This window comes from Kitasatospora sp. NPDC101235 (assembly GCF_044767505.1).
GTDB lineage: Bacteria > Actinomycetota > Actinomycetes > Streptomycetales > Streptomycetaceae > Kitasatospora.
In genome coordinates this window covers 356079-370577 of sequence record NZ_JBIWNZ010000005.1, presented here as the reverse complement: position 1 = coordinate 370577, position 14499 = coordinate 356079, and the positions used below count along the sequence as shown (strand labels likewise).

Below are 14499 nucleotides of genomic sequence, written 5' to 3'. Positions count from 1 at the left end.
TCGGCTGAGGCGGCCCACCGATGCCGCCGGAGGCGAGGAACGAGTACTGCTGTGACCATCGAGGACCACTACGCCGACCTCGTGGCGCGCGGTGTACGGCTCGCCGACCAGGACGGCCGGCTCCGCTGCGCCGCCCCGGCCGGCGTGCTCACCGACGCCCTCCTGAAAGAAGTGTCCGCACGCAAGGACGAGTTGCTCGCCCACCTCGCCGAGCGCCGGGTGCCGCTGTCCTACCCGCAGGAACAGCTCTGGGTGGTCCACCGCCTCGACCAGGCCGGCTGCGCCTACCACGAGCCCGTGCTGGTCGAGCTGGAAGGCCCGTTGCAGCCGACGGCGCTGCGCCGGGCGCTCGACGCGGTGTACCACCGGCACGAGGTACTGCGCACGGTCTACCCCACCCACCGTGGCCGCCCGCACCAGGTCGTCCTGGAGCCCGGTTCCTGCCCGCTCGCCGTCGTCGACCTCACGGACCTGCCCCGGGAAGCACGGGAAGAGGCGGCGCGGCAGTGGGTGGAACGGGAGGTGCGCCGCCCCTTCGACCTGACCACGGGGCCCGTGCTGCGCGCCGTCCTGCTCGCGCTGGACACCGAGCGGTACCGGCTGCTGCTGACGCGTCACCACATCGCTGGCGACGGCTGGTCCCTGGGACTGCTGCTGCGCGACCTCGGTGACGCCTACGACGCGGCCCGGTCCGGTCGGCCCCCGACACCACCCCCGAACGACGTGCGCTACACGGACTTCGCCGAGTGGCAGCGCGCCGTCCGACGGCGCGACCCGCTCGGGACACGGGGCGCCGAACGGGTCCGCGCCCTGCGCGGGGCCCCCGTCGGGCTGCGTCTGCCGGCCCCGGGGGACCTCGCGGCCGACACCCGGGACGCGCCCGTCGCCCGGACCGTCGACGTGCGCCTGGACCCCGAGCCGGCCGCCGGAGTCCGCGCCCTGGCCGACCAGGCCCGGGTGACCCCGTTCACCGTGCTGCTCACCGCGTACGCGGCCGTCCTGAGCCATTGCTGCGACCAGGACGACATGCTCATCGGCAGCCCGGTGGCAGGGCGCCCCCGGGCCGAGTACGAGCACGTCGTCGGCACCTTCGCCAATCTCCTGCCGATCCGCGTCCGTCTCGACGGGGATCCTCCCCTCGACACGCTGCTGCGCCGTGTCCACACGGAGGTGATGGGCGCGCTCGAAGCCCGTGACGTGCCCTTCGGGGCGCTCGTCGCCGAGATCGCACCCGGCAGGAGGTTCGATGCCGAACCGTTGTGCCAGGCGACGTTCTCCCTCCAGAACCTGCCGTCCACCGAGGTGTCGCTGCCCGGGCTGCGCGTCACGCTGCTGCCCGCCCCGGGGATGGCACCCAAGCACGCGCTGACCGCCATCGCCACACCGTCCGACGGCGGCTACGCCGTCACGTTCTCCGTCGACCCGGCGCGCGTCACGGACGAGACGGCGCGTGCCGTCGCCGACGGTTTCGTGAGGGTGCTGAGCCGCGCCGCGGCCGACCCGGGGCGGACCGTCGCGGACATCCTGGGCCCCGCCGGCCCCCGCCCCGTTCAGGGCCCCGCCGGTGCCGCCGACGCCACAGGGCCTGCGAGGACCGAGTCGTCGCACTCCGACAGCGGCAGCGCCACCGCGCCGACCGGGCCCGTGACGCCCACCCAGCGGCGACTGGCCGAGCTGTGGCGGGACCTGCTGGCGCTGCCCGAGGACGTCACTCCGGACGTCCACGCCAACTTCTTTGACCTCGGCGGGGACTCCATCAAGCTCACCCAGTTGCTGGCCTGGGTGATGGACGACTTCGGCATCGACCTGCCGGTGCAGCGCATTCACGCACTGCTCGACATCGCGTCGCTCGCCTCCGCCATCGACGACGCCGTGAAGGAGCGGGACGAGGCGGCCGATGCCACGCTGGCCGCCCTCGTACGCGATGTAGAGGAACTGACCGAGGAGGAGCTACGCAAACGTCTGAGCTGACCCGCCCCTCTTCGGGGCGGGCCACCCACATCATCGAGGCGCTCCTCCGGCACGCCGACGCCACACCCGACCGCACGGCCTACGTCTTCCTCGAGGACGGGGAGAAGGAGACCGAACGGCTCACCTTCGCTGCGCTGCGCGACCGGGTTGCGGCTGTCGGCCGGACCCTGGCGGAGCACTGCCCCCCGGGATCGCGCGCGGTGATCGCCTACCCTTCCGGACCCGCCTACGTACTCGCCTTCCTGGGCTGCCTGTACGCGGGCGTCGTGGCCGTGCCGTGCGACGTGCCGGGCCGTGGCCCCGGCCGGGAGCGGTTCGCGTCGATCGTCGCCGACGCCGAACCGGCCGTCGTGCTGACCGACAGTCCCGTGGACGGCCATCCATGCCTGGACGTCTCCGTCCTCGTGGCGCCCGGCGGCGCGCTGGGCCCCGCCCACACGCCCGACGGCGACGACCCGGCCTTCCTCCAGTACACCTCCGGCTCCACCCGGGAGCCGCGCGGCGTCGTCGTCACCCACGCCAACCTCATGGCCAACGAACGCATGATCGCTGAGGCGTGCGGGCACGACGCCGAGTCGACCTTCGTCGGCTGGCTGCCGCTCTTCCACGACATGGGCATGGTCGCCAACGTCCTCCAGCCGCTCTACTTGGGCGCTTGCAGCGTCCTCATGCCACCGGAGGCGTTCCTGCGTGACCCCGTCCGCTGGCTGCGCGCCATCTCCCGTTACCGTGCCCACACCAGTGGCGGCCCCAACTTCGCGTACGAGCTGTGCGCCGGACGCATCCGCCCCGAGCAGACCGAGGGCCTCGACCTGAGCAGCTGGCAGGTCGCCTACAACGGTGCCGAGCCCGTGCGCGCGGACACCCTCGCCCGCTTCCACCAGCGCTTCGCGGCACACGGGCTGAGCGCCGAGGCGGCCTTCCCCTGTTTCGGTCTCGCCGAGGCCACCCTGATCGTGAGCGGCACGCCCAAGGACTCCCCGGCCCGCGTCCTGGCCGCCGACGCCGCAGCGCTGCGCGCCGGCGAGGTGCGCCCGGCCGAACCGGGCGCCGACACCGTGCCGTTGGTCAGCAGCGGCCGTGCCGTGCCCGACACCGACATTCGCATCGTCGCCACCGCCACCGGCCGCGCCTGCGCCCCCGGACAGATCGGCGAGATCTGGGTCGACAGTCCCAGCGTGGCCCGTTCCTACTGGCGCCAGCCCGACGAGTCGGAGGCGCTCAACGCGCGGCTGGAGCCCGACGGACCGCGCCATCTGCGCACCGGCGACCTGGGTGCGCTCGTCGACGGGGAACTGTACGTCACCGGCCGGCACAAGGACCTGATTGTTGTACGCGGACGCAACCACCATCCCCAGGACCTGGAGTGGACGGCCGAGCGCGCGCATCTGCTGTTGCGGCCGTCCTGCAGTGCCGCCTTCTCCCTGGAACGGGGCGCCAGTGAAGCGGTGGTACTGGTCTGCGAGTTCCGTGACGGCGCGGACCCCGGCGAGGCTGCCACCGCCGCCGCGGCGGTGCGGGCCGCCGTCCTCGCCGCACATGGCGTGGAGATCGACGAGATCGCCTTCGTGCCCCGGGGCACCGTCCGCAAGACGACCAGCGGCAAGGTCCGCCGCCAGTGGTGCCGGGACCGCCACGGCGAGGGCGCGCTGCCCGTGTCGGCCGTCTTCACCCGGGCACCCCTGCCCGGCTCGTTGGCCGACCCCGGCTGGCCGACCCCGGCGACCCTGCGCTCGGTGATGCGCGACCGGGCCCTGGTCCTGCTGTCCCGTGCGCTCCTGCGTACGGTCGCGGCCCCGGACGGTGCCGATGCCGGGGCCACTGCCCCGGACGCCACCCTGGTCGCGGCGGGCCTGGACTCACTGGCCGCATTGCGGACGCACCAGGACCTGGAGGACCGCTACGGCGTGGCGCTGCCGCTGACCGCGCTCCTCGGCGACGCGTCGGTGACGGACGTGGCCGCCCTCATCCTGGGCGCTCTGGCGGCGGAGCCCGAGGACACCCCGGGCGCCACGGCCCGGCACGAGGCCCCGGACACCTCCCGCACGCGACCCGGCGCGGCCGTCCGGGAGTTCCCGCTCTCGCCGGGCCAGCGTGCCGTGTGGTTCGAGCACCACGCGGTGCCCGGCAACACGGCCTACCACCTGGCCAGGGCACTGCGCGTCGAAGGGCCGCTCGACGAGCCCCGGCTGGCCGCCGCCGTAGACCGGGTGGTCGCCCGCCACGCGATGCTGCGCACCTGCTTCCCCGACCGGGACGGCGAGCCGGTCAACCGGGTGCTCCCGACCGGACCCCGACTCGTGTGCGTGGACGCGTCCGGGATGACCGAGGCCGCCCTCACCCAGACCCTCCAGCGCGCGGCCACCGCGCCGTTCGCCTTCGAAGACGGCCCGCCGGTCCGGTTCACCTGGTTCCGCCGGGGCCCGGGCGACGGCGTCCTGCTGATCAACGCGCACCACCTCGTCGCCGACTTCTGGTCACTCGTGACGATTCTGCGCGAGCTGTTCGGCCCCGAGGAGCCCACCGCCGCTGATGCTCCGGGGACCGAGCACCAGGAGGCCGCCGACTTCGCCGCCCACACCGAGGCCCGGGGGAGGAGTCTGGAAGCGGACGGCGACCGGCTGTGGGCCCACTGGCGCGACGTCCTCGGCACCGGTGACCGCGCCGCCGCCCTCCCGGTCGACCGACCGCGCCGCGCCCATCGCTCCTTCAAGGGCGCCCGCAGCGCCTTCCGGCTGCCCGCCGACGCCCTCACCGCCGTGTGCGCGGTCGCCCGGGCACACGGATCGACCCTGTTCCAGGCCCTGTTCGCCGCCCACCTCGCCGTACTGCACGACTGCACCGGACAGGCGGACCTCGTCGCCGGCATGCTCGCCGCCGACCGTCGGCGCGCCGCCACGGCCGACCTCGTCGGCCACCTGGTCGACACCCTCCCCATACGCTCCCGACGTGCCCCCGGTGACACCTTCAGCACCTTCCTGGAGCGCACGCGCGCCACCGTCCTGGACGCCCTGGACCACGCCGTGCCGTTCCCCGAACTGGTCGCGGCGCTGCGGCCCGCCCGCTCCACGGCCCACGTGCCACTGGTCCGCACCCTCTTCGTCATGCAGCGGGAACAGGGTGACGCCGATGACGGCTTCCGATCCCTCGCGCTGAACGTGCCCGGCACCCTGCACGTGGGTGAACACACTCTGCACAGCGTGCCCGTCGAGACCGGCGGAGCCCAGTTCGACATCTCCCTCTCCGTGGCCGAAGTGGGAGGACAGCTGGTCGGCGTCTGGGAGTACGACACCGACTTGTTCGACCCCGCCACCGTGGAGCTCCTCGGCGCACGCCTCACCACCCTGCTGCGCGCGTGCGCCGCCCACCCGGAACACCCCCTGGTGCGCCAGCCGGTCCTCGACCCCGCGAGGACGCGCCACCTGCGCGCGGCCCAGCACGGGCCGCACCGGGACCGGACGCCCGCCGACGCGGTACACCTGCGGGTGGCGCGCCGGGCAGCAGCCGTGCCCGACGCCACCGCCGTCACCACCGAGAACCCGGACGGCACCGCGCACACCCTCAGCTACGCCGCCCTGGAGTGCGCGACCGCCGCGCTGGCCGCCCGCCTGCGGGCCGCCGGCGTCGGCGCCGAGGACCGGGTCCTCGTCCTGCTGCCCCGCGGTGTGTGGCTGCCCGTCGCCTATCTGGCCGCCTGGCGCGCCGGTGCCGTCCCGGTCCCGGTCAACCCGGACGACCCGCCCGCCCGGTGGGCCCTGATCGCCGAGGACAGCGGCGCCCGCGCCGTGCTCACCCAGGAGTCGGCCGGCCACGCGCTGGCCCCCGTCGCGCTCGACCCGGCGGACGTGACAGCCACACCTGCCCGTACGCGCCGTGGGACACTCGGCACCGTCCACCCGCAGGCCGCCGCCTGCGTGCTCTACACCTCGGGCTCCACCGGGCGCCCCAAAGGCGTCGTCCTCACCCACGGCGGCCTCGCCAACCGCGTCGCCTGGATGGACGAGGCCTTCCGGCCCGGTGCCGACGAGCGCGTCCTGCACAAGACGCCGGTCACCTTCGACGTCTCCCTGTGGGAACTGATGTGGCCGCTCACCATCGGCACCACCCTGGTCGTCGCACCGCCCGGAGCACACCGCCACGCCGTGCGGCTGCGGGACCTGATGGACCGCCAGCAGGTGACCACCGCCCACTTCGTCCCCTCGGTGCTGGCCGGCTTCCTCGACGCACACGACCCTGCCTGTCGCCCGCGCAACGCCAGAGCGCTGCGCAGGGTGCTGAGCAGTGGCGAGGAACTGTCCGAGAGCGCCGCCTCCCGCTTCCACGAGCGCTTCACCGCGGAGCTGCACAACCTGTACGGGCCCACCGAGGCGTCGATCGACGTCACCGCCTGGCACCGGGAGCCGGGGGAGCGGGGCCCGGTTCCCATCGGCCGCCCCCTCGCCAACACCGTGATCAGGGTGCTGGACGCCCATGGCCGACCGGCTCCGCCGCCCGCGCGCGGTCAGGTGTGGATCGGCGGCACCGCCCCCGCCCGCGGGTACCTCGACGCCCCGGCCGCCACAGCCCTCGCCTTCCGCCCGGACCCGTACGCCGAGGAACCCGGCGCCCGGCTCTACGCCTCCGGCGATCTCGCCCGGCTTCGCCACGACGGCGCCCTGGAGTTCCACGGCCGCACCGACGACCAGGTGAAGATCGCCGGAAACAGGGTGGCCCTCGCCGAGGTCGCCGAGGCGCTGCGCGCCCTGCCGGCTGTCCGGGACGCCGCCGTGGTGGCCCACGACGGGCAGTTGCTCGGCTACGTCGTTCCCGGCGCCGGTGCCGAGGACGAAGATCCTCAGCGGCTCGCCACGGCCGCCCGCGAGACGCTGCGTACGACCCTGCCGTCCTACCTTGTCCCGGCCGCCGTACGCACCCTCCCCTCACTGCCGCTCACCAGCGCGGGCAAGCTCGACCGGAGTCGGCTGCCCCTGGCGGCCGCCCGACCCGGACGCACCCGTGACGCGGAGCAGCCGCCGGCCACCGGACTGGAGCGCCGGCTCACCGCCCTGTGGGAGCGGGTGCTGTCGACCGAGGGGATCGGCGCGGACGACGACTTCTTCGTCCTCGGCGGCGACTCCATCACGGCGCTCCGAGTCGTGGGCGCCGCACAGCGCGAGGGCATCACCTTCTCGGTCGGTGACCTCTACGACCATCCGACGGCCGCGGAACTGGCCCGGCACGTCACCACGGCGGACCTCGGGCCGGCGACCGCCACAGCGCCGTTCGCCCTGTGCCCGCAGCCGCACCCCGCCCACGTGGAGGACGCCTACCCGCTGTCGACCGCCCAGCGCGCCCTGCTGTTCCAGCGCGAGCACCACCCGGGCTACGAGGTCTACACGACCACCGTCACGGTCGGGCGGCCCCTCGACGCGGAAGCCCTGCGCACCGCGATCCGCCGGCTGACGCACCGGCACGCCTACCTGCGCTCCACCTTCGACCCGGCGGCGCGGCCCGAACCCCTCCAGCTCGTCCACCCGTTCATGGACGTTCCCCTCACGGTCCGCGACCTGACCGGCCTCGGCACCGCGGCGGCCGAAGCGGACATGGCCGGCTGGCTGGAGGAGGAACGGGGGCGACCCTTCGACACCGCCCGCGGCCCGCTGATCCGCTTCACCGCACACGACCTGGGCGCGAGCCACCACCTCACGCTCGCCAGCTTCGGCCTCGACGGCTGGTGCACGGCGACCGTGCTCACCGAGGTCCTCACCGAGGCCGTCCGGTCCACCGGCCCCGGAGCACCCCCGCCCCGCCTCGGCTACGCGGACTTCGTCGCCCTCGAACGCCGTGCCCTGCGGGAGCCGCGGCACCGTGACTTCTGGAACCGTGCGCTCGCCGGCGCCCCCCCGTGCCGACTGCCGCGCTGGGAACCGGTGCCCCGCCCCGTCCCCGCCCGGGTCCGCCGCGTGGTGCTGCCCGTGGACGACCTGGTCACCGAGCGACTGCGCGCGGTGGCCCATGAGTTGGAGGTGCCGCTCAAGTCGGTGCTGCTCGCCGCGCACCTGCGGGTGGTCCGGGTGACCGTCGGCACCGAGGACGTGACGACCGGTCTGGAGACCAACGGCCGCCCCGAAGGCCCCGACGGGGACCGCGTGGTCGGCGTCTTCAACAACATCGTGCCCCTGCGCCTGCCCGTGCGAAGCGGCACCTGGGCGGACCTGGTGCGCGCCGCCCACGCGGCCGAACGGGCCCTCCTGCCCCACCGGCGCTACCCACTGGCCCGACTCGACCGCGAACGGGGCGCCGCCCGCCTGTTCGACACGCTGTTCGTGCACACCCACTTCCATCTCTACGACCAGGTGCCCGCCGAGGTGTCACTCGATCCGACGAGCGTGCGGGCGCCGGACCAGACGTACGTTCCGCTCACCGCCCACTTCAACGTGGAGGCCGGTACGGGCCGACTCAGGGTCCTGCTGGAACACGACCCCCGCGAGTTCTCCGAGGAACAGACTGCCTCCCTCGCCGCGTCCTATGCCGACGCCCTGTCCGCCGTGTCCGCCGATCCAGGGGCCCGCTGGGACGCCGACGTGCGGGCCACGCCCCGAGTGCCCGTCGGCGAACCACCGTTCCTCCCCGTCCACCGGCTCGTCGGGGCCGTCGCCCGGCGCCTCCCCGACCGCACGGCCGTCAGTGCCGGCCGCGACCAGCTCAGCTACGCGGGACTGTGGGCGGCCTCGGGCCGTCTGTCCGCCGCCCTGCGCGCCCGGGGAATGGGGCCGGAGGACGTCGTGGCCCTGCACGGCGCCCGGAGAACCGAAACCGTCGTCGCCCTCCTCGCCGTCCTGCGCGCCGGAGCCGCCTACCTGCCCATCGACCCCCGCTGGCCCGCCGCGCGCGTCGCGCTCCTTCTCGCCGACGCGGGGGCACGGCTGTACCTGGCCGCGCCCGGCGAACGGACAGGCCCCCTGCCCGCCGACGTGCCCGTGCTGCGCACCGACGCCGCCCCGCCGGCCAGGTGCGGCCCGGAGCCGGACGTGCACCCCGAATCCCTCGCCGACGTGATGTTCACCTCCGGTTCCACCGGCCGCCCCAAGGGAGTCGGCGTGCATCACCTCGGCCTCGCGGGCTATGTGCGCTGGGCCGTCCAGGAGTACGGCATCGACGCGGACACCCGGTCTCTGGTGCACTCCCCGCTCGCCTTCGACCTCACCGTCACCACCCTGCTGGCCCCGCTCACCACCGGCGGCGCGGTCGACCTCCTGCCCGGCGACGACCCGGCCGCCGCCGGCCGCGCTCTGCGTGCCGGTGGCCACACGCTGCTGAAGGTCACCCCCGCGCACGCCGACGCCCTGGCCGAACAGATCGCCCCGTTGGGCGGGGCGCCGGCGCTGCGGACCCTCGTGATCGGCGGCGAGCAACTGACCACGAGTACCGTCAGCACCTGGCGCCGCATGGCCCCGTCGGTCGCCGTGTTCAACGAGTACGGGCCCACCGAGACGGTCGTCGGCTGTGCCGTGCACCACTGTGCCGGCGGCCCCGGGTACGACGCCCGGGTTCCCATCGGCACCGGTGCGGCGGGGGCGACCCTGACGGTGGTGTGCGCTCATCTGCCGGCCGCCGCACATGCGGTGGGCGAACTCCATGTCGGCGGCCCCGGAGTGACCCGCGGCTATCTCGGCCGGCCCGCCGCCACCGCCGCGTCGTTCGTGCCCGACCCCGGTGCCGTACGCTCAGGTGCCCGCGCCTACCGCACCGGCGACCTGGTGTCCCGCCGCCATGACGGGCTGCATGTCTTCCACGGACGCGACGACGACCAGATCAAGGTCGCCGGTCACCGAATGGAGCCCGGCGAGATCGAAGCGGCGCTGCGCGCCCACCCCGGCATCCGTGCCGCGGCCGTCGTGCTTTCGGGCCGTCAACTCCACGCGTACATTGTCCCGATGGCGCCGCAGCGGCCCCCAAGCGCGTCTGTGATCTTGAGTTGGTTGTCGGTTAGGCTGCCCGCACACATGATTCCGCACCGGTACGTCCCGCTGCCGGAACTCCCCTGCACGCCGAACGGAAAGGTGGACCGCGCCATGCTGCCGTCGCCCGAGCGGCGTTACGCCGAACTGCTGGACCGTGTACGCGGCTTGAGCCCGGAAGAGGTCCGCAGCCAGCTCGCCGCCGCGCGGGCCGCCGCCCACCGGGGGAGCGGGGCGGAACATGAGTGACGACGACGCGGCTCTGACCCCGGCCCAGGAGGAGCTCCTCGGACTCTGGCTCGCCGAGGAGGTTCCCGGTGTGCGGCCAGGGCCCGAGCGCCATGTCCCCCCGCGCAACCGGGCCGAAGCCGCCCTCGCGGACATCTGGGCCGAGGCGCTGGAGGTGCCGCGCGTCGGGGTGGCCGACGACTATTTCGCCCTGGGCGGTGATTCCGTGCTCGCCATCGTGGTCGTGGCGCGGGCCGCCGAGGCCGGCCTCGACGTCTCCGTACGTGATCTCTTCGAAGCGCGCACCATCGCCGGGCTCTCCCTGACCGACGACCGGCTCCGCACCACACCCTCCCCGGTCACGGCCGCGGACGGTCCGTCCGCCACGGCGCCGTCCGCCGCAGCAGCCGACGTCGACCTGCCGCTCACCCCCCTCCAGGAAGGCATCCTCTTCCACTCGTTGACGTCCGGCCGGCAGCGCGACGGCTACCTCGTCCAGGCCCACTGCCTGGTCACCGGGCCGGTGGACCTGCCGCTCCTGCGCAGGGCCTGGGAGGCGGTGCTCGCCGCGGAACCCGCGCTGCGTACTGCGTTCAGGCTGAGCGGGCCGGAGGGACCGCGCCGGTGGATCGCCCCGGTCGCGACCCTGCCGTGGACGGAGAAGGACTGGCGCGACCACGACGTGCGGGCAGCCCTCGCCGAACACCTGCGCCGCGACCGGGCGGCGGGGTTCGACCTGGAACATCCGCCCCTGTCGCGCGTCGCCGTGTTCCGGGAGGCCAGGGACCGCCACCGCATCGTGTGGACGCACCACCACTTGGTGCTGGACGGCTGGTCCCAGCAAATTGTGCTGCGCGCCGTGCTGGACCACTACGCCGGCCTCGCCGGGGCCGTTTCCGGGAGCCCGGAGCAGCCGCTTGCCACCAACGATCCGGGTCTTGAGGCGCCCACCGTGCCACCCGCCGTACCGTCCGCGGACGAGGAGGCCCACTGGCGCGGCCTGCTCGCCGGTGCGCGTCCCACCCTGCTCGTACCGGACCGGAACGACGCCGGGGAGCCCCAGAGCCCGGGACGCGCGGTGGCCACCGACGTCTGGCCGACGGGCCTGGTCACAGCCGTGGAGGCGTTCGCGGCCGACACCGGCGTGACCGTCGCCACCGTCCTCACCGGTTGCTGGGGTCTGGTCGCCGCCGCCCGCACCGGCGCCGAGGAAGCCGTGTTCGGCCTGACGGTGTCGGGTCGTACCCCGGCGGAGGCCGGCGTCGCCGAACGTGTCGGCATGTTCGTCAACACCCTGGCCACCCGCGTGACGGCGAAGGGCCCGTCGACAGAGGCCTGGCTGCGGACACTGCAACGACGACTGTCCGAATCCCGGCGCCACTCCGGCACTCCACTGAGCCGGGCCGTCCGCTGGTCGGGCCACGACCGGCTGTTCGACTCCCTCCTCGTCGTCGAGAACTTCCCCACGTGGCTCGCCCCGGGCACCCGCGTCGCCGGACTGGTCGTCGACGACATCGACGTCGTGCTGGACGAGGGCTACCCCGTGGTCGTCGAGGTGGCCATGTACGGTGGACTGGCCGTGCGGCTGCGCCACGACACCTCGGCCGTCCCCCCGACGGTGGCGCACGAGATCCTCGGGGAAATGTGCGCCTGCGTCGAGCAGATGGTCACCGGCGCCGTACGCACCCCGGGGGAGCTGCGTACCGCGGTGGTGGGCCGCCGCGCCGACGCCCGTGACCGGGCCGCCCACGTCCGCCGGGCCAAGGCACGGGATCTCCTGGCCGCCGTGCGGCGACATCCGGTGCGCGGCGACGAACCGGGGGGCACGGGATGACGCGCGTCCTCGTCACCGGATCCTCCGGCTTCATCGCAGGCCACCTCGTCGAAAGGCTGCGACGCGACGGCCACCTGGTGCGGGCCGCGGGCCGCCGTGCCACGCTGGCGGACGAGTTCGTCGAAGCCGACCTGCGCGACGCCGAGCAGTGCCGCCGGGCGGTCGAGGGAACGGACGTGGTGTTCGCCCTCGCCGCCAACATGGGCGGCATCGGATGGACCCACCATGCTCCGGCACAGATCCTCCGGGACAACCTCCTCATCTCCACCCACACCATCGAGGCGGCCCGGGCCGCGGGCGTGTCCACACTGGTCTACGCCTCGTCGGCCTGCGTCTACCCCCGGTACCTGCAGAACCACCCCGACAGCCCAGCCCTGCGAGAGGACATAGTCTTCCCCGCCGACCCCGACATGTCGTACGGCTGGGAGAAGCTCACCGGCGAGTTGCTGTGCGAGACCTACCGCGACACCTACGGCATGGACGTCAAAGTCGCCAGGCTGCACACCGTGTATGGGCCCGGGGCCGCCTATGCCGGGCCGCGCGCGAAGGCATTGATGGCGCTGTGTGCCAAGGTCGCCGCCGTGGAAGGCGACGCCGGCACCATCGAGGTGTGGGGCGACGGCAGCCAGACCCGCTCGTTCTGCCATGTCGACGACTGCGTCGAAGGGCTGGTGCGGCTTGCCGCCTCAGACGTGGCCACCCCCGTCAACATCGGATCCGACGAACGCGTCACCATCGCCGAGGTGGTCCGGCTCATCGCGGACGCCGCCGGCAAGGACATCACCATGGACTTCGCCCCCGACAGGCCGGTGGGACCCCTCGGCCGCAGTTCCGACAACACGCGGTGCCGCGAACTCCTCAGCTGGGCGCCCGGCGTCCCGCTGGCCGAAGGAATCCGCGACACCTACCGTTGGGTCGCCGCTCACATGGCGGCCGAGAGGAGCCGAGCCCATGGCTGACCACGACGCCCCGAGCGCGGAGCGGACCCTGGCCCGGCTGCTGCTCGGGCACCTGCCCGGCAGACGTGACAGGAACCTCCAGGACCTCGCCACCGCCGTCCTGCGCGAGCAGGGCACGCGTAGCCCCGTCCTCGCGACGGTCAACGCCACCTTGGCCGTACGACGTGACCTCGCCTACTGGCTGCGGCTGGAACCGCGCCGCCATTGGTCGCGGCTGACGTACCGCCCGGTACCCCACGCCGGACCCGACCGCGTGCTGTCCCTGCTGTGTCCCAGCCGAGGCCGCGTCGACAACCTCGGCTTCTTCCTCCGCAGCCTCCACCGCACCGCCGTCAAGCCCGGCCGCGTCGAGGTCATGGTGTACGTGGACGACGACGACCCCGCCCTGCCCGAGTACCGCCGGCTGTTCGCCCGCGCCGCGAGGATCTGGCCCCGGCTCGGCGCGTGCCGACTGGTCGTGGGTCCCCCCGAGGGCGTGCCGCAGGCATGGAACGCGCTCGCCGCCCAGGCACGTGGCGACCTGCTGATGATGGCCAACGACGACCAGGTCTACGTCGACCACGGCTGGGACACCACCCTGGACAACCGGGTCACGCAGTTGAGCGCGCTGCACGGGGACGACGTGCTGTGCCTGTACTTCGATGACGGTCAGTACACCGACGGCGGCCGCGACTTCCCGATCGTCTCCCGCACGTGGTACGACGTGCTCGGCTACTTCACTCCCACCCTCTTCCAGCAGTGGGAGGTGGAACGGTGGGTCTTCGACATCGCCCTGCGCCTGGACCGCTGCCACCCGGTGCCCGGCGTGTTCGTGGAACACCGCCACTACCAGGACTACAAGGCGCCCTTCGACGAGACCTACCAGCGCCACCGGATGACCCGTGAGAAGTCCTTCGCCGACCACGCCCTGTTCCTGAGCACCGAGCCGCAGCGCGCCGCCGAGGCCGATCGGCTGCGCCGGGTGATGACTTCCACGCCCCGGCGGGCTTTCATCGTCCCGGCGGCCCCGGACACCGTTCCGCCCGCCGCCGCCACGGTGCCGGCGCCCCCGGCCACACCCCTGGGGACCCCGGTCACGGTCGAGCTGCCCGAGCCCTGGTTCACCGGGCACCTCATGGCGTCCCGCACGCGCATCGCGGCCGAGGCGACCGCCTGGAAGGACCGCCTCGCACTCGGCGAGGCCCCCCACACCCTGCCGCTGTGGAGCGAGGGACGGCCTGCTCCGGGCAGTGACGACCACTTCCCGGCCACCCTCGACGTGCTCGCCTCGATACCCGAGATCGGAGCGACGAAGGACGGCACCGCCGTCCTCGAATGGTGGCCTGCCGGGAGCGGCGCCCCCGCATCCGTCGGCTCCCCGCAGCGGTCGACGACCCTGTTCCGGCTGTCCGGGGGCCCGGACCTCGGCCTCCGGCTCGACGGGCGCCCCCACTCCTGGCCGGCGGACGGCTGTGTCACGGTGCCCGGTTCCGTACGGCGGGAGAGCCGGAACGAGGGCCCGGACGGCGTACTGCTGCTCGTCCTGAACACGGCGCGATCGCTCGCCGACGGTCCGAGCGAAGGATGA

The 14499-nt window shown here is 73.9% G+C and carries 6 protein-coding genes (1 of these 6 cut by a window edge); all 6 read left to right on the top strand.

Annotated elements, in window-relative coordinates:
• Tightly spaced (each overlapping or abutting the next), the 6 genes in view from ACIRRH_RS12015 to ACIRRH_RS11990 form a layout consistent with a single transcriptional unit that may run on beyond the window.
• On the top strand, nucleotides 1-55 hold the 3' end of the coding sequence (locus ACIRRH_RS12015) for an SDR family NAD(P)-dependent oxidoreductase (RefSeq protein WP_403065481.1). The gene continues 5402 nt to the left of window position 1, outside the view; only the last 55 of its 5457 coding nucleotides appear in the window; its start codon lies beyond the left edge, outside the window; its stop codon occupies nucleotides 53-55.
• Nucleotides 52-1971, top strand: a complete 1920-nt coding sequence (locus tag ACIRRH_RS12010; RefSeq protein ID WP_403065478.1) for a condensation domain-containing protein — start codon at nucleotides 52-54, stop codon at nucleotides 1969-1971. Before ACIRRH_RS12015 ends, ACIRRH_RS12010 begins: the two co-directional genes overlap by 4 nt.
• On the top strand, nucleotides 1968-10160 hold the full coding sequence (locus tag ACIRRH_RS12005) for an amino acid adenylation domain-containing protein (protein ID WP_403065546.1): 8193 nt from the start codon (nucleotides 1968-1970) through the stop codon (nucleotides 10158-10160). Before ACIRRH_RS12010 ends, ACIRRH_RS12005 begins: the two co-directional genes overlap by 4 nt.
• On the top strand, nucleotides 10153-11973 hold the full coding sequence (locus ACIRRH_RS12000; RefSeq protein ID WP_403065475.1) for a condensation domain-containing protein: 1821 nt from the start codon (nucleotides 10153-10155) through the stop codon (nucleotides 11971-11973). Before ACIRRH_RS12005 ends, ACIRRH_RS12000 begins: the two co-directional genes overlap by 8 nt.
• Nucleotides 11970-12932: an NAD-dependent epimerase/dehydratase family protein gene (locus ACIRRH_RS11995; protein WP_403065472.1), complete on the top strand. Its 963-nt coding sequence runs from the start codon at nucleotides 11970-11972 to the stop codon at nucleotides 12930-12932. The genes ACIRRH_RS12000 and ACIRRH_RS11995 overlap by 4 nt, the downstream gene beginning before the upstream one ends.
• Nucleotides 12925-14499 (top strand): glycosyltransferase family 2 protein, encoded by a 1575-nt coding sequence (locus ACIRRH_RS11990; RefSeq protein WP_403065469.1) that lies wholly within the window; start codon nucleotides 12925-12927, stop codon nucleotides 14497-14499. Before ACIRRH_RS11995 ends, ACIRRH_RS11990 begins: the two co-directional genes overlap by 8 nt.